Here is a 26100-nt window from a genome sequence, read left to right as displayed (position 1 = left end):
TCTTTCACCCTGGATAGCGTCGCACGCAGGGCCATGACGGCTGAATGCAAACGAAAGCGGTGCACCCAATGGGCAATGACACGGACACAACACAACTGCTGGAACCGGCGGCACCCGCTGGCGCCGCCGTCGTCGGACGTTCCCCGGAGACTCCGACTGCGGGCAACACTGCCGCACTCAACGCCACCAAGGAAAGCCTGGAGGACTATACGCTGCGGTTCGCGCCGCGCTCCTACCGCAAGTGGAGTGCGGGGGTAGTAGCTACCAGCGCGCTGGGCGGTATCGCCTACCTGGCGGACTTCTCGATTGGCGCGAACATCGGTATCTCATACGGCACGGTCAACGCAATCCTTGGGATCCTGGTGGCCGCAGTCGTCATCTTCGCCACCGGTTTTCCCCTGGCCTACTACGCAGCCCGCTACAACATCGACCTGGACCTCATTACCCGCGGCTCCGGCTTCGGCTACTACGGCTCCGTGGTCACCAACGTCATCTTTGCCACCTTTACCTTCATTTTCTTCGCGCTGGAAGGCTCCATCATGGCGCAGGGGCTGGAGCTGGGCCTGGGCATTCCGCAGTGGCTCGGATACGCCGCATCCACCGTGATCATCATTCCGCTGGTCATTTACGGAATGAACACGCTGGCCAAGCTGCAGGTGTGGACCACTCCGCTGTGGCTGCTGCTGATGGTGGTCCCCGTGGGGTACCTGCTGATCTCGCACCCTGAGAGCATTGACAGCTTCTTCGCCTACACAGGCGCGTCCGGTGACGGTGGCCCCGATCTGGCATCCGTGATGCTCGCCGCCGGCGTGTGCCTGTCCCTGATGGCCCAGATCGCCGAGCAGATCGACTACCTTCGGTTCATGCCGCCGCGTACCGACGCCAACCGGGGTGCCTGGTGGCATGCAGTGATTCTGGCGGGGCCGGGCTGGGTTATCTTCGGTGCCATCAAGCAGACCGTGGGCCTGTTTATTGCCATCTACCTGATCGCCACCCTGGATCCCGCCGCGTCGGCCACGGCCAATGAACCGGTCCACCAGTTCCTGGGTGTGTACCAGGAGATGATGCCGGCGTGGCTGGCCATGACACTGGCCGTGGTGCTGGTGGTCATCTCGCAGATCAAGATCAACGTCACCAACGCGTACTCGGGCTCGCTGGCGTGGACCAACTCCTTCACGCGCATCACCAAGACCTACCCGGGCCGGATGGTGTTCGTGGTGGTGAACCTGCTGATCGCACTGGTCCTGATGGAAGCGAACATGTTCGACTTCCTCAACACCATCCTCGGGTTCTACGCCAACTGCGCCATGGCCTGGGTGGTCACGGTGGCGTCCGATATCGCCATCAACAAGTACCTGCTCAAGATCTCCCCCAAGGTGCCTGAGTTCCGGCGCGGCATGCTGTACGCCGTGAACCCTGTTGGGTTCGTGTCCATGCTGGCATCCGCCGGGGTTTCCATTGCTGTGTTCTTCGGGGCGTTCGGTACCTCGATCCAGCCGTACTCACCGATTTTCGCAGTCGGCTTGGCACTCGTGCTGCCGCCCATGCTGGCCATCGCGACGCGCGGCCGGTTCTATCTTCGGCGCACCGACGACGGCATCGACGTGCCGTTGTTCGACGCCGATGGGAACCCAAGCGACACCAAGCTCCTTTGCCACGTGACGGGGTTGGAGTTCGAGCGTCCCGACATGGTGCGTTCAGCGCAGGACGCGCCCGACGGCGGCCCGCAGTACGTTTCTTCACTCGCCTTGTCTACCGACAAGACAGGGGAGCTGGTGCTGCCGAGCCAGAGGTAGCAGTTTGGTTTTGTCACGGGAAGCCGGTGCATGTAAATGCGCCGGCTTCCTTCATGACTTCTTTTGCTGCATTACGGATGGTGGACCTTGTCTTGGGGGGATTGTGTCTGTGGATAACTTTGATTGCTAATTTGTGATGTGGGCTACCCTTAAGGCACTGTTCGGAGCAAGCCGTCTTGAAACTTGGGGGAATAGCGGCCCATGACATCACAGAACTTCTTTTCGTCCCGCGCCGCGCAGTCGGGTGCAGCAGCCCTGGCTGTGGGCTTCTCACTCATGCTGGCGGGTTGCGCAGGGGGAGCACCCGCAGACCCCGGCAAAGCGTCCGCGACTGCTGCAGAGCCAGCGTCCCCCAGCGTCACTCCCACTCCGACGCCCACACCAAGCGCCGTCTACAAACCCGCCGACGCGACCGGTCCCGCCCAAAACGTGCCGGTCCCCGTGCTTCCCGAGGTGGCCAAGACGGAGACGAAGGAAGGGGCAGAAGCCTTCACTAAGCATTGGTTTTCAATTCTGAGTTATGCATACGAGACGGGTGACGCTGCCCTATTCGAAAGTATCGCGCCAAGCCCATGCGAAGCCTGTCAGAAGGTCAGTAAAGTGATTAGGGACTGGCACTCTGAAGGTCGCTGGTTGGTTGGCGGCAAGTTATCGACGCCGGTATCAAACACAACCTTCAATAAGGGCCAGGATGGCACGTACCAAGTTGCGGTCCAGGTTCATCAGGAGCCCCTCTCCTACGTCAGAGCAGATGGAACTGTGGCTCGGACAGACCCCCAGACACCCGATCAAGGAAACCTCCTCGTACTTAAATATGGTGAGGGTGAATGGTCGGTGGTTGAGCTCGGAAGCATAGTTGGATAGCAATGTCCCTTTCGCGACTGCTCTCCCTCCTCCTCATAACGGTCATGTCTTTAGGTGTGACTGCTGGTCCAGCGCGGGCGGAGGGTGGTGAGGATCCAGAATTTGGCGGTTCCTGGAGTCCCGGCCTCACAATGGGTGGGCATACGTGGGACGCGGAACGGAAGGAGTTCGTCCCGGCGGACCCACATGTTCCCTCCACCGACCCTAACGAGTACAAGTACGAACTCCAATGCCATCTTGGCGGAGGCGACTTCGATACCCCTTGCCTTGCCCGTCAGCTCGACTGCAAGGACCGCGAGGATGGCGCCAAGGGCATTCCGGTCATGTGGCTGTCGCGTCCGCGGGGCGTCCCTGGCGCGGTTTGGGCTCATCATTCGGGACCGACCTGCCTTTACGATCCAAAGCCCGAGGACCTCCTGCCCCGCATCGCCGCGGACATCCAGCGGCAGTTCCAGAACCTGCCGGTGAACGCCGGCAGGGTCGTGGCTCAGCCCAGCCCGAACACCCTTCGCGGCGCCGAGACGAACTTTTACGCCGAAGCAGTTGAACAGCAGTTCGATATCACCATGCTTGGCCAGAAGGTCCACGTGGTCGCCACGCCAGTGCAGTACACGTGGAACTATGGGGACGGCACCGTCTTCGGCCCCCAGCCGTCCATGGGCGGCCAGTTGCCGCAGGACCGGTGGGGAGAGAAGACCCGGACCAGCCACGCGTATGCAACAACAGGAGATTTCCAGGTTATTTTGACTACCTCGTTCCAGGGCACCTATTCGGTGAACGCCGGTCCGCCGCTGCCCATCCCGGGCCAGGGGCAATTCAGCGCGCCACCGCAAGGCATCAGTGTCTGGCGCTCACTCACCCGCAACTACGCCGACGACTGCAACACCAACCCGCAGGGCCAGGGCTGCCCAGGTGTCGGAGCGCTGCGCTGAGCGCAGTCAGTCGAGGTCCAGAGCGGAAAAGGAGAGTGTGAGCCCCATCGCACCGAGGGGAAGCCCGGAATAGTTGCATGTGCCCCACAGTTGGCATAGGCAGTACGTCTTCAGCCTTCGAAAGGACTGCGCATGCTGTTTTCCCCACTCACCCTCGGCGAGCTTGAACTTCCCAACCGGCTGGTGATGGCACCCCTGACCCGCCTCCGCGCGGGTGAGGACGGCGTCCCGGGCCCGATCGTCGTCGAGCACTACCGCCAGCGGGCCTCGCTTGGCCTTATCGTCAGCGAAGGCACGTACCCCACCCCTGCAGGGCAGGCGTACCCCGGCCAGCCCGGAATCGTCACCGAGGAACAGGTTGCCGCCTGGAAGAAGGTTACGGACGCCGTCCACGCCGAAGGCGGCCGCATGTTCGCCCAGGTCATGCACGGCGGCCGGGTCTCGCACCCTGACATCACCGGCGGACTGCCCGTCGTTGCTCCCAGCGCTGTAGCCATCGACGGTATCGTCCGGACCCCGGCTGGCAAACAGCCCTATCCGGTGCCGCACGCACTGACCACGGACGAACTCCCCATGGTCATCCAGGAAATTGTCAGCGCCTCGCTGAACGCCATCGAGGCAGGGTTCGACGGCGTGGAGCTGCACTCGGCCAACGGTTACCTCCTGCACGAATTCCTGGCGCCGAACTCCAACATCCGGACGGACAGCTACGGCGGCTCGCCCGAGAACCGCGCCCGCTTTGTCATCGAGACCGTCAACGCCGTAGTGGCAGCGCTCGGCGCCAACCGGGTGGGCGTGCGCATTTCCCCTGAGCACAACGTCCAGGGCATCGCCGAAACAGATGCCGCGGACGTCCGTGCCACCTACGAGGTCCTCGTGGACAGCATCGCGCCGCTCAACCTGGCTTACCTGAGCATCCTGCACCACGAGCCCACTGGAGAACTTGTGCAGGACCTCCGTGCGCGCTTCGGCGGCACCTTCCTGGTCAACACCGGCTTCGGTGTAATCACCACGAGGGAGGAAGCCGTGAACCTGGTGGCCGAGGGCCACGCGGACGCCGTTGTGGTGGGCCGCCCCGCGATCGCCAACCCGGACCTCGCCCGCCGCTGGAAGGAAAGCCTCCCGCTCAACGAGCCTGACGCCTCCACGTTCTACGCGGACGGCGCCATCGGTTACACGGATTACCCGGTGTACCAAGGCTAAACGGCGGTATCGGCCTGCCCCAGAAAGACGCCGACGGCGGCACCTGCACGGGTGCCGCCGTCGTGGCTGCCTGGAGTGCTGGTCCCAGGCAGCGATGCCGGGCGGCCATCCGACGGCCTCCGGCTGAAGCGCTGTGTGGCCCGCCGGACTCCACTGGAAGCCGGCGGTGATCAGATGCTACTCCAACGAATGGACTCTTACCAGAGCCAGTTTCGCGTCCTGGAATATCGGCTACAGGACAGCCTCGCGGCCGGTGCCCTCCTTCATCAGCAGGTGCCCGTCCTCGATCGACACCAGCACGCTCTTGGGCTTGCCGCTGACTTTGGTGATGGCCTTCAGACCCCGGTTGGTGACTTCGACTCCCACCTGTGCCCCCTTCGCCGGCAGCTCCACGGACACCTCGGATGCTATGCCGAGCAGCGGATTGGTGGAGACCCCCAGGTCCCTGCGCACCTCCTTGCCGTTGACGGTCACGGTGATGTTGGCCTCGTCGAACCCCTCCTGAAACACCACAAGCAGTTCCCGCATGATGGCCTCTTCCTTGAGCATCGGCGCCAGTAACGGCATGTCCACTACAGCACTTTGCCGGGCCCAGCGGAATACCCTTTCTTCCCCGCTGTGTCCCTCTTCGCGCAGCGTCCGGTGGAGCCTGGCGGGCCGGTAGGGCAAGATGTTCTGGTGACTCAACTGCCTGCGCCTTCCCCCGTATCCGCCGCCTCCCGGGGTTCAGAGGAGGACGCCGTCTTTGCCCAGATCGCTGCCGAGCTGGGGGTCAAGGCCTGGCGAGTGCGGGCAGCGGTTGGGCTGCTCGATGGCGGGGCCACAGTTCCGTTCATCGCCAGGTACCGCAAGGAAGCCACTGGGACGTTGGACGACACCCAACTCCGCGACCTTGACGAACGGCTCCGCTACCTCCGCGAACTTGCAGACCGGCGTCGTGCCGTCCTCGACGCGATTGAGGCGCAAGGCCAGCTGACTCCGGAACTGCGCAAGGCGGTCCTGGCTGCCGACACCAAGTCGCGGCTTGAAGACATCTATCTGCCGTTCAAGTCCAAACGCCGTACCAAGGCCCAGATCGCCCGGGAGGCCGGGCTGGAGCCGCTGGCGGATACGCTGCTCCAGCGCCCCGACCTGGATCCCGAGCACGCGGCCGGGAAGTACCTCAACAGCGAGCACTCCATCGGTGATGCCGCCGCCGCGCTTGCAGGTGCCCGGGCCATTCTGGTGGAGCGGGTGGCCCAGGACCCGGACCTCGCCGCAAACCTGCGGGACCGGATGTGGAGCCAGGGCCGGATGGTGTCCCGCGTCAAGAAAGGTATGGAGGCCGAAGGCCAGAAGTTCGCCGACTACTTCGAGTTCGCGCAGGCACCCGACCGGATGCCCTCCCACCGGGTGCTTGCGCTGTTCCGTGGGGAGAAGGACGGCATCCTTGAATTGGACCTCGCCGAAGCAGATCCAGCGGACGACGCCGCCCTGACCGCCGCCCGCGCCCGCTACGAGTCTGCGGTGGCAAGGTTCCTCGGGGTCGCCGACCGCGGCCGGCCCGCCGACGCGTGGTTGATGCAGACGGCCCAAGTGGCGTGGCGTTCACGCGTGCTGGCTCGCCTCACCTCGGACCTCCGCGCCAGGATGTTCGCGGCAGCGGAGGACGAAGCGGTCCGGGTCTTCGCCGCCAACCTTCGGGACGTACTTCTGGCCGCCCCTGCCGGAAACCGCGCCACACTGGGGCTCGACCCAGGGCTGCGGACCGGGGTGAAGGTCGCCGTGGTGGACGGCACCGGCAAGGTGGTCGCCACTGACACGGTCTACCCGCATGCTCCGGCAAGGAAGTGGGATGACGCGCTGGCTGCCCTGGTGCGTTTGGCGCGGCAGCACGCCGTCGAACTCGTGGCTATCGGCAACGGGACGGCGTCGCGCGAGACGGACAAACTGGCTGCCGAACTGATCAAGTTGCTGCCGGAAGTTGGCCGCAAACCGCAGAAGCTCGTGGTGTCCGAGGCCGGCGCGTCCGTTTACTCTGCATCCGCGCTCGCTGCCGCCGAGCTGCCCGGGATGGACGTTTCGCTGCGCGGGGCCGTCTCCATTGCCCGCCGACTGCAGGATCCACTGGCCGAACTCGTCAAGATCGACCCCAAATCCATCGGTGTGGGCCAGTACCAGCACGATGTGACGGCGTCGAAGTTGGACCGGAGCCTTGACGCGGTCGTCGAGGACTGCGTGAACGCCGTGGGTGTCGACGTCAACACTGCGTCGCCCGCACTGCTGAGCAGGGTGGCCGGCGTCGGGCCCCTGCTGAGTGAAAACATCGTTGCGTACCGGAACGAGCATGGACCTTTCAACAAGCGGACCGACCTCAAGAAGGTGCCGCGGCTGGGTGCAAAGGCCTTCGAACAGTGCGCCGGCTTCCTGAGGATCACTGGGGGAGCTGAGCCGCTGGACGCGTCGAGCGTGCACCCGGAGGCCTACGCCGTGGCACGGAAGATCCTGGTGGCGGCCGGTTCGGCGCCAGCGTCTTCCTTGGACCCGCAAAAATTCGTCGACGATACCTTCGGTCTTCCCACGGTCAGGGACATCCTCGCTGAGCTGGACAAACCCGGGCGCGACCCGCGGCCCGCCTTTGCTGCCGCCGCGTTCTCGGAAGGGATTGAGAAAATCTCGGACCTGGAGCCGGGCATGATCCTCGAGGGGACGGTGGCCAACGTTGCGGCATTCGGGGCGTTCGTGGACGTGGGAGTCCACCAGGACGGCCTGGTCCACGTTTCTGCCCTGGCCAACCGCTTTGTGTCCGATCCGCGCGAGGTGGTGAAGTCCGGCCAGGTAGTGCGGGTGAAGGTACTGGAGGCCGATCCGGAGCGGAAGCGGATTTCGCTGACGTTGAGGCTCGACGACGAACCCGCCGGCGGCGGCGCAGGTTCCGGGCGGCGCGGGTCAGGCCGTAGCGGTTCCGGGCAGGGCGGCCCAGAACGTGGCACCGCAGGACGCGGCGGTCCAGCGCAGCCTGCTCTGGCCAAGCCGGGCGGGCAGGACAACCGGCGTGAAGCGGGCAGCCGAAAGGCTGGGCCCAGCGGACACCCGGACCGCACACAGCAGGGGACTCAGACGCCGGGCAAGGCCGGCGGTGGGGGCCGACAAGCTCCCCAGCCCCGGCCCGTCAACACGGCAATGGCCGAGGCGCTGAGAAAGGCCGGCCTGGGCAAGTAGTCCGCCGGGGCCTTTGGCAGTGGCGGACTTTCTGCGAGGGTGGAGTATGACCTACGTCCTGGAGTACACCGTTCCTGCCGCCCCTGGTGATGGAGAGTTCGAGTTCCCGCACGACGAGATCAACTCCGGCACTACGGTCCCGCTAAGCGAGACGGACGCTGACGTGGTGCATACCCCGGGCCTCCCGGCCCGCACCGGAATCATCGGTGCCAGCGTGCCCGAGGCGAAGCTTGAGGCGGAGCAGCTCATCACCCACAGCCGCGCCTCGGAAGCGTCCCTGTACTTCGATTCGTCCAACTCCCTGCAGACAGGTGTGGGCACCCTGGTGAGCATTTTTCGCGAAGGCCGGGGCTGGCAAGATGTCCAGGACGCGGGCCTTTAGCCGCCAGTCCCCAGCAGGCGCGGCCGCCCGAACCTTGTCCGGACTCCAGGGGAGTAGAGGACTGACTCCGGCGCTCCACTGACGTTGATGCCGGCCGCTCCGATCAGTTCATCACTGAGATGGTGGACCGTCGCGGCGAAGAGCGGCCAGGGGCTGTGGGTGTTCGGGATGCAGGCGGTCTTCCCGTGGAAGCGGCCGTGCATGCCGAACCTGGCGGTCAGGAAGATGGACAACGGGTCGACGGCCGCGTCATGGAGTTTGGGGATGACCGTGAAGCTGCTGTGGGCCGCGGTGCTTCCAAACCGGCGAACCGAATAGCCCACGGGAGATTCACTTGTACTGGCGGCGCTGTTGACGTGCTGCCGCTGGCCGCCCCTTCCGGGAAAGGGCGGCTGTTGCCGGACATGTGACCACACGTAGGGAATCCTGGCAGCGCGCGTTGCCAGAACAACTAGTAGACGGTTTGCATCCAGAGTTAGGAACACGACTCCGCGGGTCCCGTTAGGCTCCCGGGAGTAGAGCCGGACGTTGACCTCATTGAAGCTTCCCAGGTAGGGAATGGCGGGACCGTGTCCGAGTCCCGCCTGCACCATCCGAAAGCCGATCAGGCCCACCCAAGAGCTGCCGTCGAACATGTCCGGTCGAACCCCCTCGGGCATGAATGTGGCGGCCACTGCCTCCGGGACGCGCCAGTGAAGGAAGACGGCATCCAGCCACCGCTGGTCAGAGAACACCGGCACTGTCAGTTCCGGCGGCCGCGGCCACACAGCTGCAGCATTCAAATTCCCGGTCAAGGTCACTCTGCTCCTTCGCTCGGCCTAGCTGCATGGCCCCTGCTTACCGCCGCTGCCGCTTTTAGCGGCGAAGGCTGGGTGTATTTGTGTGCCGTCAGGCACGCCTGCTCCCGACGTGTGATCGGATGGGCGCTGGACTTCACCCAAACCACCCGTCGCTGACGGCCTGGGTACGCGTCCGGTCCATAGCCCCGGCCGCCAGGAGTTGAAGATACTCCACACTGCGGCCAGGCCTTCCGCCCCGCCGGCGAAATCAAGCTGCCTCCGCGTAGTGGCCGTGGCCAGCACCCCAGGAGCGGCCAAGGCAGCGGCCGCGAGCTGCGCGCTCAGCCTGTCCAGCGCACTCGGGCCGTCCAGCGCACCCCGTCCGTCCAGTAAGTCCCGTTCGAACAAGTCCCGTCCGGGATGGTCCGCCGCAGGTTGAGGGATGGTGGATGGGCGTGCGGGCTCATCATCTGGGACCGCAGATTGCTGGACAACTGGCTCACCGGGGACGGGGTGAAGGCGGGCCAGCGCCGACAGCCAACTGTCGGCGTCGTCCGCCTTCCCAGGATCTTCCCCGATGGCCTCCATAGCCCTACTCTGCCAGCCACCACCGACAATCACGACCCTTCAAAACCCATGTGGAAAACCCGGACCGCGGTTCAGCCCGCCGAGGTCGAACCAGTACGGGACGTTGATGCTTCCTTTTGCCACGGCCAACGCCCGGTGATTTCCAGCTCCAACGAGAAGCTAAGGAATGTCCTGATCAGCACGATGATGGCCAGCACGCCCACGCTGGCGAACGTTGGCGTGACGGCAACGGTGCGGATGATGTCGGCAGCGACGAGCAGCTCAAGTCCGAGCAGGATGGATCTGCCCAGCAACTGCCGGTAGGACCGGTAGAAACTCAACTTGTCCGCCCCGGGTGGAAGCTGCCGCGGCTGATGGCCCCGGATCGCCAGCGGGAGGGAAACCACGGCCCCGATCACCATGACTGCGACTCCTGCGAAGTCGACAAGTTGTCCAACCGACTCAATGATCTGACGAAATTCCATGCCTGCCTCACCTCGGGCGCCCCCGCTGCCAACCTGCGCCGCCATCCTGGCAACGGCCAGGGGACAGTGGCCTCAGTCACGGATGGCGGACGCCGTTCCCTGCTATGACGTCCACGTACCCTTCCCTGAACGTGGGAAACGCGAAGGTAAAACCGGTGCTGCGGAGCAGGTCGTTGCGGCAGCGCTTGTTGCCCCCACGCGCAGGGCCGGCGTCGCCAACAGGTGGAGAAGGCCGCTCCAGTTGGGCCGCCAGGAAGCGCAGCACGGCACCCAGATCTGCCGGCTCATTGTCCACACCGATATATGCAGGCGCAGGAGCGGCTTCCATCGTGGCAAGGTGCACGAGGGCGGCCGCGGCGTCATCGCGGTGGATTCGGTTGGTGTAGCGCACGTCTTCAGGGATTACGGCAGAGCCCGTCTTCACCTGGTCTATCAGGCGCGTCCGCCCCGGTCCGTAGATGCCGCCGAGCCGAAGCGAGATGCCGGCAGTCCTGGTTCCGGCAAGCCTGGTGTGCAGGAGTTCCTCGGCCTCCATCAACACCCGTCCGGAAAAGCCGCCTGGATCCGGAGGAGTGGACTCATCCACCCATCCGCCGCCGGCATCACCATAGATTGCCGTGGAGGAAACAAAGATGATCCTCTCCGGTGCCACGGCATCGCGATTGAGCGCATCCAGGACGTTTGCCACTCCGCGTACATACGCCGCGCGGTATGCCTCCTCGGTGGGGGCATCCGCAGCAACAGCGATGACGACGGCGGTGGTGTCCGCCGGGACCGGCGGCAGGTCAGCCGATCCCAAGTCGGCCGCAGCACCTTCGATTGCTGCCGGCAGTTTTGCGGGGGAGCGGCGCCACCCCACGACCCGGTGGCCCAAGGCAGCAAACCGCAACCCTGCCTCGGTTCCCAGGTCACCGCACCCTGCCAAAAGAATCGTCACGCCTACGGTGCCTCGACCGGGAAGAACACGCGGGGATCCTGCAGCAACGCAGGGTATGCGAATGCTGAACGGTCAATGATCTCGGTGACTTCGAAATTCCTACCGAAACGGCCGTCATCGAGGGTGATCGGGCGGCCCAGCACCCGTCCCACGGCGAACCTGGCCCCATTCTGGAACGGGACGGCAACCGGCGTCTTTCCCGGAAGGGTCCGGAAGGCCTCTTCCTGTGCTTGGCGCTTGCGGGTGGGCTTCTTTGCCTGCGGCTTGGGCGGCGCCTTCTTGGGGGCCCGGGACGGCCGGCGGGAGCCGTCCTCAACGTAGACAGGGGAGTATCCGTCATCTCCGGCCGACGTCGCGGCCGCCGCAGCAGCGCCGCGGTTCACCGGCGGAAGCGCCACGGCCGTGAGCGACTGGGGGTCGACGTCGTCATCCGGCTCCCGCAGGATCCACAGAATGTCCCCCTCCGGCTCCTGCGGCAGGAACTCGTGCCGGGGCTCGGGCCAGACATAGTCCATTTCCGGTATCGCGTCAGGAAAGACGGAGCTGTAGAACTTCGGTTCCTTGTGCACCAGCTTGGATCGGTGGCTCAGGTGGAAGTCCGGGTCGCCGAGCCAGGGCGGCAGGACGATTTTGGCGGCGTAGTCCGGATGCGCCGCCTGCGGCGCGAACTCGGCAATGTTCGCGCGGGTGTTGTCCGGGTGGCCACGGTCGATCCATTCGTCCACCATCGCCAGTCCGTACATGGTGAGGGCAGGCACGTAGCCCATCCACATCCTGATTGCCGGGTGGGTTTGCCAGCCGTATTCCGGAATCACCAAGGCACGGAGGGTTTGCAGCGCTTCAACCCGCTGCTTGCCCAGCCGTGCGGTGTCCAGGGCTTTTGCGCTTTGGCGGAAGTCAGGGTACGGGAGGAACGTTTGCATTCATTCAGTCTGACGGTCCCCGGCGGAAGTGCCAATTGCTGTGCCAGCCGCCACACCCATTGACCGCTCCTGTCCAAATGTTGGACGCCTGCATACGGCACCCAGGTTAAACCACTAAGATCACCGCAACCACCCCCGCGTCTTGGAAGCTCACTCATGACATTTACACCTGACACAGCCGTCGACCACGCCCACACCGCGCTGCCCCGCTACGGACAGATGCTGGGCCCGGAATCCCAGGGCATCCTGGTTCTCGATGAGTTCATTATTGATCCCGCCGCGGCACGCAAGGATCAGCACCGCTTCCGCGATGGCATGGCCGCCGTTGCCAGGACGGTCCGCCGCATTGCTGCCCTCCGCGCGGTCATCGCGCTGGTGGCCATCGGCAACCTGCCCCTGTTCCTGCTCTCCAGCGGGTGGTGGATTTACGGAGTTTCGCTGACCCTCGTGGTTGCAGTCCACGCCGCCGTGACGCTGCTCAACCGGCACGAGCCCCGGCTTAGGCAGCGGTCCGCACTGGAGTTGCACATGCACCGCGAACGCAGCGCCAACTACCGCAAGGTGCGCGACGCCGTGAAGTACATGATCGACACCCCCGGCCGGATGAACGAGCACCTTTACCTTGAGCTGCTGGCCGTCAAACGCGTCGCCCTGAATCTTGCGCACGGCACCGTTGCGTTGCTGGACACCAGTGACGATTCCGAGTGGAAAGTGCGGATCGTCCGCGAGATCCCTACCAGCTGACCGCTTCTCGCCCGACCACTTCGGCAGCGACCGACTGATTAAACAACGAAGCCGGCACATCCCTTTTGGGGGTGTGCCGGCGTCGTTCTTTGGTCGACGGAATTTGTCTATCGCCGACCTGTCTGTGTCGCCTTGGGAAGGCGGAGCGCCTGGGGGCGCCTTTGGTGCTGCGTCCGCTGTTAGGCGGGAAGCTGGATGACCTGGCCCGCGAACACCAGGTTCGGGTCTGCAATGGTGTCCAGGTTGGCGTCGGCAAGGTGCTGCCATCCGCCCTGGATGCCCAGCTTCTGGGCAACGATGCTCAAGGTATCTCCGGCCTGGAGGGTGTAGGTCTCGCCGCTGAGGGCAACGGAGGTGGCGTGCCGCGGCGCCGGTGCCTTCTTCACCGGAGCGCTCTGGACCTGTTTGGCCTGGACGGGTGCACTCTGGACCGGAGCGCTCTGGACGGGGGCACTCTGGACCGGTGCTCCGCCGCCGCCGCTCAGGCCCAGCTGGGACGAGCAGGACGGCCACGCACCCCAGCCCTGCGAGGCCTGAACCCTCTCGGCTACCGCGATCTGCTGTTCACGGCTTGCGTTCTGGGGGGAGCCGGTTCCGCCGTAAGCGGACCAGGTGCTGGAGGTGAACTGCAGGCCGCCGGAGAAGCCGTTGCCCGTGTTGGTGGACCAGTTGCCGCCGCTCTCGCACTGCGCGAGTGCGTCCCAGGTGGAAGTGGGGGTTGCTGCGTTGGCCGCCGTGGCTGAAAGGGCCAAACCTGCCGCGGAGACGGCGGCCAGGGTGACTCCGCGGCGTGCGGCAGTACGGAATTTGGTGTTTTTCATGATGGTGATGCTCCTGAAGGCCACCAGCGCTGGTTCCGTCCCCGGAGATCGTCGCGCCACTGCCCGCCCCTGACGAATAGAGGTCACTGTCGGTGGCTGCCGCTGGGCAGTTCTGGTGAAGGCAGCACCGGGCAATCAAGAAACCCGCCGAACGGGCATGCAGTTCACGCTAGGACATCGTGTGGCCGTTATCAAATCGAGATTCCGGTGGGCGTGTTGGATGTGGGCAGTGGCAGCTGCCACGGCGGCCGTCCCATGGGCGTGGAAGTCCCGGGCAGGCGCGAAACCGGGACGGGCACTATCCTGACCGGATGGACAACTTTTCCGGCGGCAGCCCCATGCCCGAAACCGATACGGACGCGGCGGTTTCCGCGGTCCCCGCCAAGCCCCTCCCGGTGGCCGAACTGCACCTGCACATCGAAGGCACGCTGCAGCCCGAGCTCATTTTTGCCCTTGCCGAGCGCAACGGCATCGCGCTGCCATACTCAGGACTGGACGAACTCCGCCAAAAGTACGAGTTCACGGATCTGCAGTCCTTCCTGGACCTCTACTACGCCAACATGGCCGTGCTGCGTACTGAGCAGGACTTCGCGGACATGACCCGGGCCTACCTGGAACGCGCGGCTGCCGCCGGGGTCCGGCATGCCGAAATCATGATGGACCCGCAGGCGCACCTCTCCCGGGGCATTCCCCTGGAGGCGTGCGTCAAGGGCGTGGCCTCGGTGCTTGCAACCTCAGAGGAGGAGTATGGCATCTCCACCATCTTGATCGCGGCATTCCTGCGCGATCTGCCGGAGGACTCGGCCCTGGAAGTCCTGGGCCGGCTCCTGGCCATGAATGCACCCATCGGCGCCATTGGCCTGGACTCGGCCGAGGTGGGAAACCCGCCTTCGAAATTCGAGCGGCTGTATGCGAAGGCGCGTGAAGCAGGCCTGCGGTTGACGGCGCACGCGGGCGAGGAGGGTTCGGCGTCGTACATCATCGAAGCCCTGGACATCCTGGGCGTGGAGCGGATCGACCACGGCATCCGCTGCATGGACGATCCCGACCTCGTGGAGCGCCTCGTGGACGCCCGGGTCCCGCTGACCGTCTGCCCTTTGTCCAACGTCCGGCTCCGTGCCGTGGACACCCTGGCCGACCATCCGCTGCCTGCCATGCTGGCTGCGGGACTGAACGTTTCGGTCAACTCAGACGATCCTGCCTACTTCGGCGGCTACGTGGATGACAACTTCGCCCAGCTCACCTCCGTGTTTGACCTCTCCGATTTCGACAAAGCCCGCCTGGCAGCGAACTCCATCCACTCCTCCTTCGCATCGGAGGAACGGAAGGCGGAACTGCTGGCGGAATTGAACGGCAGGGAAGTGGTTGACTGACCCCTGCTGTGCCGGGCGCAACACCGGGGCTTTTTGCCCGGTAAACTAGGTGCCGCAGGCGTGTCTGGGGAGTGCAGGGAAGCACCCATGTCAGCGCTTGAGGGTTATGCAGACAGCCCTTACCCGAGACCTCCGCCTCACTTCCGGCACGATCCGCTTCATAGTCGGTCACGACACGCAGAGTTAACCAATTAAAGTCGCGCGATTTAATGGGCAGTTGGCAAGATGCCTAAGACCGATCGCTTTTATATAAGGGGAATCATGGCCAAGTCCACCGCAGAAAACACTTACCTTCGACTCAAGACCGTACTGGATGTCCTGACCGAAGGCGTGTGGTCCGGCGATGCACTCAATGCTGGCCAGGTCCTGGCGGAAGCAACGGCCCGCGTGCCGTTCAATGAGCATGAATCCGAACTCCTCAGCGGCGGCATTCCGCGGGGACACAAGACCCTCACCTCGGCCACCGCCAAGCTGGTCAAGGCCGGCTGGCTGGTCAAGGGCCGCTCGGGCTGGACCATCACCGAGGACGGGATGCGCGCCACCGTCGCCTTCCCTGACGCGGACTCCTTCGCAGCAGCGCTCGACGCCGGCACTCCGGTCCCTGCCAACGCCCCCGTTCCCACGGCTCCCGAAGGTTTTGTCCGCCCGGTTTCCGCCGCTGCGGCGACCCTGGAGGTTCCGGCCAAGGAGGAAGCTCCGAAGAGGACCGCCAGGAAGGCTCCCGCGAAGAAGGCCGCCGCCGCTGTGGGCAAGGCAGCCAAGGCAATCGAAGACGCCGTGGAGCCCGTGGTGAAGGCCGTCCGCAAGGGCAAGGCGCCGGCCAAGGACAAAGCCGCGGCTGCCCCTGCCGCGGCTGGTACTGCTGAGTCCTTCGAGGGCCCGGACGTCGAAACCCTGCCCCAGCCCGAAGCTGTGGCCCTGGCCGGTGACTTCAACACCATCCTGGGCGCCCCGGAGAACTGGGCACCGCAGTACGACGAAGCGCAGATGGAGTTCGACTTCCTGGACCAGCTGTGGAAGAAGAGCGCCGAGCTTCCCGCCGGTTACTACACCTTCAAGATCGCCCTGAACCGCTCCTGGGAGGAAAACTACGGCGCTTTCGGCGCTTTCGATGGTCCCAACCACGAACTCCACCACGCTGGCGGCACGGTGACCATCCGCTACAACCACGCCACCCGCGACATCACCATCAACTAGCCGCCGCCCTCTTCCCGGCTCGGTCGGCACGTAGGAGCGCGGAATCGTGTTTCCAGTGCGTTGACGTTGACCCAGCCGGGAAGCGGCGGCCGGTTCGGAGGGAGGAGCATCATGGGCAGGCACGAACGCCAAGCGCAGGAAGTTGTGCGGCTCGACGCCCGTGTGTTCGGGATGGTGCAGGGGGTGGGCTTCCGCTACTGGACCATGGGCAAAGCCGAGGAGTTAAGGCTGTCCGGACAGGTGAAGAACCTCGACGACGGTTCGGTTTCCGTGATTGCCGAAGGCCCCGAACCGCAGATCCGGGATCTCCTGGACTGGTTGAACTCGAACCGGACTCCCGGCCGGGTGGAGCGGGTGGACGCTTCCATGTCGGAGGCCGGCGGAAGTTTCCGCGGCTTCCGCGTGGGCTGACGCATTCCCCTCCTAGTCCCGGGGGCTCAGGCCGATGAAGGCCCCGAGCTCCTCCAATGCCGCCGGCTTGTTCGGCATGTAGCTGGTGAGCTCCGGGGAGCGGATGATGACGGCGCGCCACTGGCCGCGGGACACCGCCACGTTGATGCGGTTCCGGTTCAGCAGGAACTCTGCACCCCGTGGGGCCTCGGCCACCGCCGAACACGCGATTGAAACCAGCACTATCGGAGCTTCCTGGCCTTGGAACTTGTCGACGGTTCCAACGCGCACCCGCGGCAGTCCCGCCTCTGCCAGGTGCTTGCGGATCAGATGGACCTGGGCGTTGTAGGCGGCCACCACCAGCAGGTCCTGTTGTTCCAGGGGGCGGGCCTCGCTCTCCGGGCCAGAAGTCCACTTCAGGCCGAGGTGGCGGCGGGCCTGGCGCACCACTTCTTCCGCTTCTTCAATTGACGCTGTGGAATTGCCCGCGTGGTTCACGAACACCGTCTCCACCCCGGGTGCCACTTCCTCCAGTTTGCGCAGGGACGCGGCAGGAGCTGACCTCAGCTTTCCCTCGTAGCTGAGGTTGGACACTGCCCGGCACAGCTCCGGATGCATGCGCCAGGTGTCGGCAAGGAAGTAGCCCAGGCTCGCGGGAAGGGTGGCGTGCCCCGCCGCCAGCCAGCCCAGCGCCGATTCATCCACCGGTTCCGGATGTGCGCCCTGTGAAACTTGCGGGAGCTGCTGCGGGTCACCCAGCAGGAGCAGCCGCTTGGCGGCGCGGCTGACCGCCAGGGTGTTGGCCAGCGAGAACTGGCCCGCCTCGTCAATGACCAGGAGATCAAGAGATCCGGCCGGAACTTCCTTGCCGGTCAGGGTCCACGCGGTGCCACCCACCAGGCATCCGCCCGGCGATGACAGCAGGCGGGCCACATCGCCTTCCGACGTAAAGTTCCAGGGAACGTGGTGGGGAGAGGCCAGTTTCTTGCCCACCAACTGCGGATCCACTCCGCCGGTCTCGATCGCCCGGCACAGCAGGTTTTCCACGACATTGTGTGATTGGGCCACCACCCCGATCTTCCAGCCTTCGGCCAACAGACGGCCGATCACATGGGCACCAACGTAGGTCTTGCCCGTCCCCGGAGGCCCCTGGACGGCCAGATAGGAGTGGTCCAGGTTCCGCAGGGATTCGGTAATCGCCCCTGTGTAATCAACCGCACCATTTTCACCGTGGAGCACTCCCACCGGCCCCTGGCCGGTGCGGAACCGCGGCGGCAGCTTGCGCAGGATGTCCAGGCCGGGCTGTGCGGGAAGGGAGGGCGCCGAGGCCCCGACGGTACGGGCTATGTCCGCTATGGCGGCTTCAATACTGGCGGTGGCCAGGGGCTGGTCCTCTGTCAGTGCCAGCGGCAAATGCGGGTAGGCGGCGACTTTGCCGGTCTCCCGCTCGGCGATGGTGATCAGGATGTGTTCCGGATTGTCCGGCGCTGGTTCCAGCCCGCTGATCCTGGTTCCGAATGTAAAAGCCCTGGTGCCGGGGACAGCCTCAGGAGTGGTCATCCCGTGAGGTCCCGGTGCATCGTATAGCCGGCACCAGGTGGAGTCGGTGCGGAAATCGGAACCCTCCGTCATGGTCCCGCGGAGCTTCAGGACACGGGTACGCATGCGTTCCCGTGGCTTTGCCAGGGACCAGTCGGACACCACGTCCCCTGACGACACGACGAACACGTTCCGCTGGTCGGACCAGCTATCCAAGGGCGCCTCAACCCGGTCGAAGTGCTGCCACCAGAACTGCTTGCGTTCCCGCCGGTGATATCCGGTGGCGGCGGCCACCATGGAGATGGCACGTTCGTCATCAGTCCAGGGGCGGTTGTCCGGCAGGCCCGCAAGATACTCGCGAAGCCGTTGCTCTTCCAGGGTTTCGTCGGCGGGCGCCGCCTCGGAAGTGGCACCTCCGGCAACTGTCCCAGGGGCACGCTCCCCAGCGGCAGGCTCCCCTGGGGCACCGGCTTGCCCTCCCAGCTGAAGCAACCAGTCCCGTAACCGAAGGGTGGAGAGGCAGTCGTACTGGTTGTAGTCGGAAATGGACGCCAGGATGGAGGCGGCCTCGTCCTGGTGCCCTTCATCACGGGCGGCACAGTAGGCGGCGTAGGCCACCACAGAGGCGCCGGCGTCCTTGACGTCCCCCGACCGCAGGTTGTCGCCCATGTAAAGCGGCTCCAGCTTCTTGATCGAATACGACGCCTCCGAGATCCGGAGGGAATGCCGCACCGTCGCATACAGATCCACCAGCAGCCCCTTCCGGAGCCAGTCATCCACCGTGTCCTCACCGGCCTGGTGCGCGAGGGAAAGATTCCGCAGCGCAGTCTTTTCGTACGGGGCGTAGTGGTAGACGTGCATCTCCGGGTACCGGGCACGGCGCTTCTCCACGTAGTCCAGGAAATCCAGGAAAGCGCGCCGTTCCCCGGAGCGGGAGTGCGCCCAGAATGGGCGGAACACCGGATCACCATCAGAGTCTGCAACCGGGGCCTCGATGACGCCGAAGAGGTATTCAATGCCCCAGGCTCCAGTGGCGGGGTCCTGCCATAGCGGATCGCCCTCGAAGTCGAAGAAGATGTCCCCGGCGCTGGGAGCAGGAAGCGATCCGATCGTGTTGTCCTGAAGGACCGTGTAGGAGACCGTGTGCGGCTCGCCGTCCTTGGTGAAGGTGCGCGATCCCGCCGGCTGGTCCAGGCCCAGCTGCATCCTGGCCTGGGCACGGAGCCGGACCACTGAGTTCTTTGCCCTGGCGGCGGGCATGGCTGCCAGTTCATCGATGGTGGTGATGCCCGCTGTGTGGAGTTTCCGCCGCTGGATAACGGACATGCCCGCCACCATGAGCAGGTCCCGGTGCAGCTTCACCTGCTCGGCACAGTAGTCGCAGCGTCCACAGTGCACGACGCCGGGCTGTTGCCACTGCACGGGGGCATCAGCGGCGCGGTGGGCGGCCGTGAGATGGCGGAAGCGCCGCCGTCGTTCCCGGAAGACGGGCAGCAGGTCCGGCAGGGAATGGCTGCTCCGGAGCCAGTCGTCGCCGATGCGCGTGCCGAGTACCAACGTGACGGCAGGGGAGGGGTCCAGGCCCATTCCGAGCAACTGGTCGCCGTAGGCGGCAAGCTGCAGCAGCGCCCCCACCTTGGCGTGGCGCGCAAGCTTGGTGTCCCAGACTTCGTAGCGGCCGGGGTTTCCGGTGCCGGCGGCCTCATTGACCAGGAAGTCCGCGTACCCCAGGAATTCGCCGTCGAAGAAGGTGGCCTGGAACACCACGTCCGCGCCGGACCGGAGCGCGAGTTCGGTTTCCGCATGCTTTGCCTGCAGTTCGCCGCGCAGGTTCTGGCCACGCGCCAGCGAGTAGACGCCGGAGGAACGGCTGGCGTCCCACTCGCCGTACTTGGCCACCAGGCTTGCGAGCACGTTCTGCTCATGCCGGTCGCCCAGCTCTCCGGCACGCTTCTGCATCTCGTCAACGGGAAATTCTGCCTTGGGGGTGCGTCCCAACTTTTCGTCCAAAACCCGGAGCGTGCGGTACTCACACTCGGACGCGGCCACCAGGTCGCTGGCCGAAAAGACCAGGTCCGGCGGCGCACCCGAGCCGGTATCAACACCGGCAGCGTCGAGCAGAAACACAGGGCCTCTCCAACTGTTCGCGGGCCCAGGGAAGGTTCCCTTGGCCTGGAGTCAAACGTAGCAAGAGGGACTGACAATAAGGGGGCCCGGTGATCGGCGCACCCTTGACGACGGCGGAAGCGATGCTGGAGACCCGCTAGGTGAGGCGGGCAACACTTCGCCGGGAAGGGCGCCGGGCGGCGCCGTCGGAAAACAGCTCAGGGGTGGCTTCCTGGATCCGTTGGACGTCCTCGAACACAGCGCGCAAATGCAGGCGCAGGCTGCTGTCCGCATCGGACATGTTGTCGGCTTCCAGCGCGTCAACCACTGCGGTGTGCTGCTCGATCAGGGTGGACACGGGCCGGGTATCCAGCAGGCTCATCCGGCGTGCCCGGTCCAGGTGCGCCTTCGCGGAGTTGACCGCGGCCCAGGCGGATTCATGCCCGGCAAGGCGAAGGAGCTCGCGGTGGAAGTCCTCGTCCAGCCGGAAGAATTCCTCCACGTCGCCCCGGGCGTCGGCGTCGGACTGTGCCTGCAGGATCTCCCGCAGCCCGGTGATGCCGGTGCTGTCCACAACAAGGTCCCGCAGCGAGGCGCACTCAATGGCTTCGCGGACGAACTGGGCCTCCGAAACGCGGCCCAGGTCCACCAGCGAGACGAACGAGCCGATTTGGGGGAAGACCTGGACCAGCCCTTCCTCGCGGAGCAGGATGAGGCTTTCACGCACCGGCGTCCGGCTGACGCCCAGCTCCTGCGCCAACTCGTTCTCGGACAGTGGCTCGCCAGGGGGCAGTTGCAGCGAAATGATGCGTCGGCGAAGGGTCTCAAGGGTTTGGTCCCGCACCGATATCCGGGGGGCAGCCCCTCTTTTGTCCGTTGCCATGCGATCAGTCTAGCTTGTTGACACACTAGAATGGTAGTGCTTGTATGGTAGTAGAATCGACGTACTGCCGGTCAGTGGTGCCCCTTGTCGCGGCTCCGGCAGGCCAAACCTTTTCCGCCGTTCACATCCCCCTCCCACGCTCTTCATCCCCGTTCGACAGCATCGCCTGCAAAGGAGCAACTGATGACCGAAAGCATTGCGCGGCCCGCGGCCGACCAGTCAGAGGCACGCAACACCCGCGACCTCGCCAAGGTGGCCGCTTCCGGCTGGCTTGGAACCGCCATGGAATTCATGGATTTCCAGCTGTATTCCCTGGCAGCTGCCATCGTCTTCAACAAGATCTTCTTCCCGGACGTCAGTCCGGTCATCGGCCTGATTGCCGCCATGGCCACCTACGGTGTGGGCTACGTTGCCAGACTGTTCGGTGCCGTCTACTTCGGCCGCATGGGCGACCGGATCGGCCGCAAGAAGGTCCTCTATATCACCATCGCGCTGATGGGCGCCTCCACCACCCTGATCGGTGTCCTTCCCACCTACGCGATGGTCGGCATCTGGGCGCCGATCCTGCTGGTGGCGCTGCGCCTCATCCAGGGCTTTGGAGCCGGCGCGGAAATCGCTGGTGCCACCGTCATGCTGGCGGAGTTCGCTTCGGCCCGCCGCCGCGGCATCATCTCCTCCCTGGTCTGCCTGGGAACCAACTCCGGAACGCTTGGCGCCTCGGCCCTCTGGGCACTCCTGGTCGCTTCGCTTTCCCAAGAGGACTTGCTGAGCTGGGGCTGGCGCATCCCGTTCCTGGCCAGCTTCCTGATCATGATTTTCGCCGTCTGGATCCGCCGCTCCATCAAGGAAAGCCCCGTCTTCGAACAGCGGGCTGACGTCGTGGACGGCGTGGCCCTCACCAAGGACAGGATCAAGAGCGCCGCTGCCAAGGCCCCCGAACTCGCCGGAACCAGCACCATCGAGGCCGCCCTGCACCAGAAGAAAGGCAAGGCCTTCCTGATCGCACTCGGCCTGCGCTTTGGCCAGGCGGGCAACTCCGGACTGGTACAGACCTTCCTCGTGGGCTACCTGGCCACCGTCCTGCTCACCGACAAGACCGTGGGCACCAACGCCATCATGTACGGCTCCCTGCTGGGCTTCGCCACCATCCCGCTGGTCGGCTTCCTGGGCGACCGCTTCGGCCGGCGCCCGCTGTACCTGGTCCTCAGCGCGCTGACCGCCGTATACGCCGTCCCCATGATGCTGATGATCACCAGCGGCAACCCTGCCGTCATTACCACCGCCATGGTGATCGGACTGAACCTCGGCGTGCTGAGCCTGTTCGCCATGGAGAGTGTAACCATGGCCGAGTTCTTCGGTGCCCGCACCCGCTTCACCCAACTTGCCCTCGCCAAGGAAATCGGCGGCATCCTGGCCACCGCCATTGGCCCCATCCTGGCGGCCACCCTCACGGCCGTCACCGGTCACTGGTGGCCGCTCGCCGCGATGCTCATCGGTTACTCGCTGATCACCCTGGTCTCTGCCGCTGTTGGCCCCGAGGTCCGCGGCCGCGACATGGTCCGTCTCGAGGATGCCGTATGAAAGCAGTAGTGGTCCACGGCGCCAACGACCTCCGCGTCGATGAACGGCCAGAGCCCGTTGCCGGGCCGGGGGAAGTAGTGCTCGACGTCGAATGGGGCGGCATCTGCGGAAGTGACCTTTCGTACTGGCGCCATGGAGTGTCGGGGACGGCGGCGCTGAAGTCACCGCTCGTCCTGGGGCACGAAGTGGCAGGCCGAATCGCCAAGCTGGGTGCCGGCGTCGACCATCTTGAAGTGGGCCAGCCCGTCACGGTGCATCCCGCCGAACCCGTGGGGGACGGCGCCATGCCGGAACGCCTTGCGGGCAGGACCAATCTGTATCCGCAGATCCGGTACTTCGGCTCGGCAGCGTTCGACCCCCACTCCGACGGCGGGTTCAGCGAGCGGAAGCTTGCCAAGGCGTTCCAGGTCCGTCCCCTGCCCGACGGCGTGGACACGCTCCGCGGGGCGCTGGCGGAACCGCTCGCCGTCGCCATGCACGCCGTCAGCCGCGCAGGCAGCCTTCGTGGCCGCGACGTGCTGGTCAACGGCGCAGGGCCCATCGGGTCGCTGGTCACGGCAGCCGCCAAGTATGCCGGTGCCCGGACCGTGATCGCTACGGACATCAGTGATGCCTCCCTGCGGATCGCCAAGGCAATGGGCGCGGACGAAGTGCTCAATGTTTCGGGCAACCCGCTGCCGGCAGACGTGGAGCTGGTGTTCGAGGCAACCGGTATCCCCGCCGTGCTGGGAGGCGTCCTGCGGGCCACCGCCCGCGGCGGCACCATCGTCCAGGTGGGGAACCTGCCGGGCGCGCCAGCTCCCGCTGCCCTCGGCGACTTGGTCACCAGGGAAATCACGTGGATCGGGTCCTACCGGTTCATCAATGAAATCAACGACGCGCTGGCGGCTATGGCCCGCGGCCTGGACGTCACCCCGCTCATCACGCACAAGTTCGGCATCGACGACGCGGAGGAAGCCATGCGCACCGCCGCCGACCCCGCCGCGAACAGCAGCAAGGTCATGCTCCGCCTCAGCGCGGACTGACCACCAGACCCAACTAAGTAGCAGTAGATGTCGTTTTGAGCCCTCAAAACGACATCTACTGCGACCTACTTGCAAGACGCCCCCTGAAGTTAAAGGACCCCCAGTGAAGATCACCGACGCACGGGTAGTGGTTTCGTCGCCCGGACGGAACTACGTCACGCTCTTAATTGAAACCGAGGACGGCATCACCGGCATCGGCGACGCCACCCTGAACGGTCGGGAGCTGGCTGTGGCGTCCTACCTTTCCGAGCACCTTTGCCCGCTGCTGATCGGCCGCGACGCCCGCCGCATCGAGGATGCCTGGCAGTACTTCTACAAGGGCGCCTACTGGCGCCGCGGCCCGGTGACCATGACCGCGATCGCCGCGATCGACGTCGCGCTTTGGGACATCAAGGGCAAGGCTGCCGGCATGCCCGTCTACGAACTCCTGGGCGGCGCGGCGCGTGAGGGCGTGATGGTCTACGGCCACGCCAGCGGCTCCACGCTTGATGACCTCAGCGCGGACTTCCAGCACCACCTGGACCTGGGCTACAAGGCCATCCGCGCGCAGGCAGCGGTGCCGGGCCTGGACAAAACCTACGGTATCGCTCCGGTGGACGGGAAGCTCTACGAGCCGGCCAGCGGCAACGTGCCGCAGGAGGACACGTGGGAAACCACCGCGTACCTGGACTTCGCGCCGAAAATGATGGCCCATGTCCGGGAGCAGTTCGGCTACGGCGTCCATGTCCTGCATGACGTCCACCACCGGCTCACGCCGATCGAGGCGGGCAGGCTGGGCGCGTCGCTGGAGGAGTACCGGCCGTTCTGGATCGAGGACCCGACGCCGGCAGAGGACCAGTCGGCGTTCCGCCTGATCCGCCAGCACACCACCACCCCCGTTGCCGTGGGTGAGGTGTTCAACTCCATCTGGGACTGCCAGCAGCTCATCACCGAACGCCTCATCGACTACATCCGCACCTCCGTCTCACACGCCGGCGGCATCACGCACTTGCGCCGGATCTTCTCGCTGGCAGAGCTCTACGGCGTCCGTTCCGGCTCGCACGGCGCCGGCGACCTGTCCCCGGTCTCCCTCGCCGCCGCGCTGCACGTGGACATGGGCATTCCCAACTTCGGCATCCAGGAATACATGGGCCACCGCGACCCGGCCGGCGAAGTCTTCAAAACCTCCTACACCTTCAACGACGGCTACATGCACCCGGGCGACGCCCCAGGCTTGGGCGTAGAGTTCAACGAGGAAGCCGCCGCACGCTTCCCCTTCGACGCCAAATACCTGCCGGTAAACCGGCGCCTGGACGGATCGGTGCACGACTGGTGAACGCTATTCACGACAGCTTCGACGTGGTGGTGATGGGGGAAATCCTCGTCGAGGTCGCCACCGACCTGCCCTTCGCCCACGGCGTTCCGGCGCAACTGGGCATCTCAGGGGACGCGCTCAACGTCGCAGCGGCCGCGGCCGCAGCAGGTGCCAAGGTTGGACTTCTTTCCGTGCTGACCGACGACGAACTGGGCCGGGCAATCGCGGCCCGGATCGCCGAACTGGGTATTTCCACCAACCTGCTGACGTTCCGCCGCGGCCAGCAGGGCGTCTACCTGGTGCACAGCGACCCCCACGGCGAACGCGAGTTCTCCTACGCCCGCAGCGGGAGCGTGGGGTCCACCCTGGGACCGGACGACGTCGACCCGGCAGTCTTCGAGGCCGCTGGCGCCGTGGTGGCCGGCGGCATCGCCTGCGCCATCTCGACGACGGCCCGCGCCGCCGTCGTCAAAGCCGCAGGGCTTGCCAAGCGCTTTGTGTACGACCCCAACTTCCGTCCCCGCCTCACCTCCGTGGAGGATGCGACGGCGGCCCTCACCTACCTGGCGCCGCAGACCTTCCTGGTCACGCCGTCCTTCCCCGGTGAGACGGGCGCGCTGCTGGGCGTGTCCTCGGCGGAAGAAGCCGCAAGCAAGCTCCGTGCCCTGGGCGCCGCGAACGTCGCCGTCACCTGCGGCGCGAAGGGAGTCCAGCTCGAAGCGGATGGCGTGTCCGCGTGGGTTCCGGCGGTTCCGGCGCCTGCCCTCGTGGACCAGACCGGCGCCGGAGACGCGTTCGTCGGTACCCTGACCGCACGGCTGGTACTGGGAGATGACTTCCCGACGGCGGCGCGTTACGGCGCTGCCGCTTCCTCGCTGGTGGTGGGCGGCAAGGGCGGCACAGGCTTCATCCCCACGTTCGAGCAGACCCGGGCCCATGCCGCCGGCACCTTCGTGGCAGGGGCCGTGTCATCGAACGCCTAAGCAACGGGTCCCTGGCCGGGAGCGGCCAGGAACCTGCCCTCCAGCGGGACAAGATCCGGCCCGGCATTGTCCACCTTGGCCTGGGTGCCTTCGCC

At 65.4% G+C, this 26100-nt stretch carries 22 protein-coding genes; 14 read left to right on the top strand and 8 right to left on the bottom strand.

The window, feature by feature from the left end:
- Nucleotides 1-68: 68 nt before the first annotated feature.
- The 4 genes from IEW19_RS12185 (at nt 69) to IEW19_RS12175 (ending at nt 4795) form a co-directional block, all read left to right on the top strand.
- Nucleotides 69-1796 carry a purine-cytosine permease family protein gene (locus IEW19_RS12185; RefSeq protein WP_188571889.1) on the top strand — a complete coding sequence of 576 codons (1728 nt, stop codon included), beginning with the start codon at nt 69-71 and terminating at the stop codon, nt 1794-1796.
- 201 nt (nt 1797-1997) lie between these two features.
- On the top strand, nt 1998-2660 hold the full coding sequence (locus IEW19_RS24230) for a DUF6318 family protein (protein ID WP_373283600.1): 663 nt from the start codon (nt 1998-2000) through the stop codon (nt 2658-2660).
- Nucleotides 2661-2791: 131 nt separating this feature from the next.
- Nucleotides 2792-3592: a PKD domain-containing protein gene (locus IEW19_RS23530; RefSeq protein ID WP_229748453.1), complete on the top strand. Its 801-nt coding sequence runs from the start codon at nt 2792-2794 to the stop codon at nt 3590-3592.
- 132 nt (nt 3593-3724) lie between these two features.
- Nucleotides 3725-4795 (top strand): alkene reductase, encoded by a 1071-nt coding sequence (locus IEW19_RS12175; RefSeq protein WP_188571888.1) that lies wholly within the window; start codon nt 3725-3727, stop codon nt 4793-4795.
- A 231-nt stretch (nt 4796-5026) separates the two neighbouring features.
- Here IEW19_RS12175 and IEW19_RS12170 read toward each other — a convergent pair whose 3' ends face one another.
- Nucleotides 5027-5344, bottom strand: coding sequence for a hypothetical protein (locus IEW19_RS12170; RefSeq protein ID WP_188571939.1), 318 nt, complete (start codon nt 5342-5344; stop codon nt 5027-5029).
- 129 nt (nt 5345-5473) lie between these two features.
- Here IEW19_RS12170 and IEW19_RS12165 point away from each other — a divergent pair, with 129 nt between their 5' ends.
- Both IEW19_RS12165 and IEW19_RS12160 read left to right on the top strand, forming a co-directional pair.
- On the top strand, nt 5474-7996 hold the full coding sequence (locus IEW19_RS12165) for a Tex family protein (RefSeq protein ID WP_188571887.1): 2523 nt from the start codon (nt 5474-5476) through the stop codon (nt 7994-7996).
- A 46-nt stretch (nt 7997-8042) separates the two neighbouring features.
- On the top strand, nt 8043-8378 hold the full coding sequence (locus IEW19_RS12160; protein ID WP_188571886.1) for a hypothetical protein: 336 nt from the start codon (nt 8043-8045) through the stop codon (nt 8376-8378).
- Here the strand turns inward: IEW19_RS12160 and IEW19_RS12155 are convergent.
- The 4 genes from IEW19_RS12155 to IEW19_RS12140 all read right to left on the bottom strand — a co-directional run bounded on the left by IEW19_RS12155 (nt 8375) and on the right by IEW19_RS12140 (nt 12069).
- Nucleotides 8375-9172: a YqjF family protein gene (locus tag IEW19_RS12155; protein ID WP_188571885.1), complete on the bottom strand. Its 798-nt coding sequence runs from the start codon at nt 9170-9172 to the stop codon at nt 8375-8377. The genes IEW19_RS12160 and IEW19_RS12155 overlap by 4 nt on opposite strands.
- A gap of 644 nt (nt 9173-9816) precedes the next feature.
- Complete coding sequence (locus tag IEW19_RS12150) at nt 9817-10209, bottom strand: DUF1622 domain-containing protein (protein ID WP_188571884.1); 393 nt, start codon at nt 10207-10209, stop codon at nt 9817-9819.
- A gap of 76 nt (nt 10210-10285) precedes the next feature.
- On the bottom strand, nt 10286-11146 hold the full coding sequence (locus IEW19_RS12145; protein WP_188571883.1) for an NAD-dependent epimerase/dehydratase family protein: 861 nt from the start codon (nt 11144-11146) through the stop codon (nt 10286-10288).
- A 2-nt stretch (nt 11147-11148) separates the two neighbouring features.
- The gene (locus tag IEW19_RS12140; protein ID WP_188571882.1) at nt 11149-12069 is read right to left on the bottom strand and encodes an MSMEG_6728 family protein; all 921 of its coding nucleotides are present in this window, start codon (nt 12067-12069) and stop codon (nt 11149-11151) included.
- A gap of 156 nt (nt 12070-12225) precedes the next feature.
- Here IEW19_RS12140 and IEW19_RS12135 point away from each other — a divergent pair, with 156 nt between their 5' ends.
- Nucleotides 12226-12813, top strand: a complete 588-nt coding sequence (locus tag IEW19_RS12135) for a hypothetical protein (protein WP_188571881.1) — start codon at nt 12226-12228, stop codon at nt 12811-12813.
- A 179-nt stretch (nt 12814-12992) separates the two neighbouring features.
- On the opposite strand, the gene IEW19_RS12130 is transcribed toward IEW19_RS12135, so the two are convergent.
- Nucleotides 12993-13634, bottom strand: a complete 642-nt coding sequence (locus IEW19_RS12130) for a LysM peptidoglycan-binding domain-containing protein (RefSeq protein ID WP_188571880.1) — start codon at nt 13632-13634, stop codon at nt 12993-12995.
- 338 nt (nt 13635-13972) lie between these two features.
- On the opposite strand from IEW19_RS12130, the gene IEW19_RS12125 reads away from it, so the two are divergent.
- The 3 genes from IEW19_RS12125 (at nt 13973) to IEW19_RS12115 (ending at nt 16615) form a co-directional block, all read left to right on the top strand.
- Entirely contained in the window at nt 13973-15007 is a 1035-nt protein-coding gene (locus tag IEW19_RS12125; RefSeq protein ID WP_373283602.1) for an adenosine deaminase, read from the top strand.
- Nucleotides 15008-15268: 261 nt separating this feature from the next.
- Nucleotides 15269-16204 carry a pullulanase X25 domain-containing protein gene (locus IEW19_RS12120; RefSeq protein WP_188571878.1) on the top strand — a complete coding sequence of 312 codons (936 nt, stop codon included), beginning with the start codon at nt 15269-15271 and terminating at the stop codon, nt 16202-16204.
- A gap of 111 nt (nt 16205-16315) precedes the next feature.
- A complete protein-coding gene (locus IEW19_RS12115; protein ID WP_188571877.1) occupies nt 16316-16615 on the top strand; it encodes an acylphosphatase in 300 nt (99 codons plus the stop codon).
- A 12-nt stretch (nt 16616-16627) separates the two neighbouring features.
- Here IEW19_RS12115 and IEW19_RS12110 read toward each other — a convergent pair whose 3' ends face one another.
- The gene (locus IEW19_RS12110) at nt 16628-20260 is read right to left on the bottom strand and encodes a TM0106 family RecB-like putative nuclease (RefSeq protein ID WP_188571876.1); all 3633 of its coding nucleotides are present in this window, start codon (nt 20258-20260) and stop codon (nt 16628-16630) included.
- 136 nt (nt 20261-20396) lie between these two features.
- Nucleotides 20397-21122, bottom strand: coding sequence for a GntR family transcriptional regulator (locus IEW19_RS12105; RefSeq protein WP_188571875.1), 726 nt, complete (start codon nt 21120-21122; stop codon nt 20397-20399).
- Between the two features lie 183 nt (nt 21123-21305).
- Between IEW19_RS12105 and IEW19_RS12100 the strand changes: the two genes are divergently transcribed.
- The 4 genes from IEW19_RS12100 to IEW19_RS12085 all read left to right on the top strand — a co-directional run bounded on the left by IEW19_RS12100 (nt 21306) and on the right by IEW19_RS12085 (nt 26005).
- Nucleotides 21306-22703 carry an MFS transporter gene (locus tag IEW19_RS12100; protein WP_188571874.1) on the top strand — a complete coding sequence of 466 codons (1398 nt, stop codon included), beginning with the start codon at nt 21306-21308 and terminating at the stop codon, nt 22701-22703.
- The gene (locus tag IEW19_RS12095; RefSeq protein ID WP_188571873.1) at nt 22700-23728 is read left to right on the top strand and encodes an L-idonate 5-dehydrogenase; all 1029 of its coding nucleotides are present in this window, start codon (nt 22700-22702) and stop codon (nt 23726-23728) included. The genes IEW19_RS12100 and IEW19_RS12095 overlap by 4 nt, the downstream gene beginning before the upstream one ends.
- Nucleotides 23729-23831: 103 nt before the next feature.
- Nucleotides 23832-25043 carry a D-mannonate dehydratase ManD gene (gene manD, locus IEW19_RS12090; protein WP_188571872.1) on the top strand — a complete coding sequence of 404 codons (1212 nt, stop codon included), beginning with the start codon at nt 23832-23834 and terminating at the stop codon, nt 25041-25043.
- A 32-nt stretch (nt 25044-25075) separates the two neighbouring features.
- On the top strand, nt 25076-26005 hold the full coding sequence (locus IEW19_RS12085) for a sugar kinase (protein WP_188571937.1): 930 nt from the start codon (nt 25076-25078) through the stop codon (nt 26003-26005).
- Nucleotides 26006-26100: the final 95 nt, after the last annotated feature.

Source organism: Arthrobacter liuii, assembly GCF_014639275.1.
Taxonomy (GTDB): Bacteria; Actinomycetota; Actinomycetes; order Actinomycetales; family Micrococcaceae; genus Arthrobacter; species Arthrobacter liuii.
Note: the sequence above shows the minus strand (reverse complement) of the source record. Positions and strands in the feature narration are given on the sequence as shown.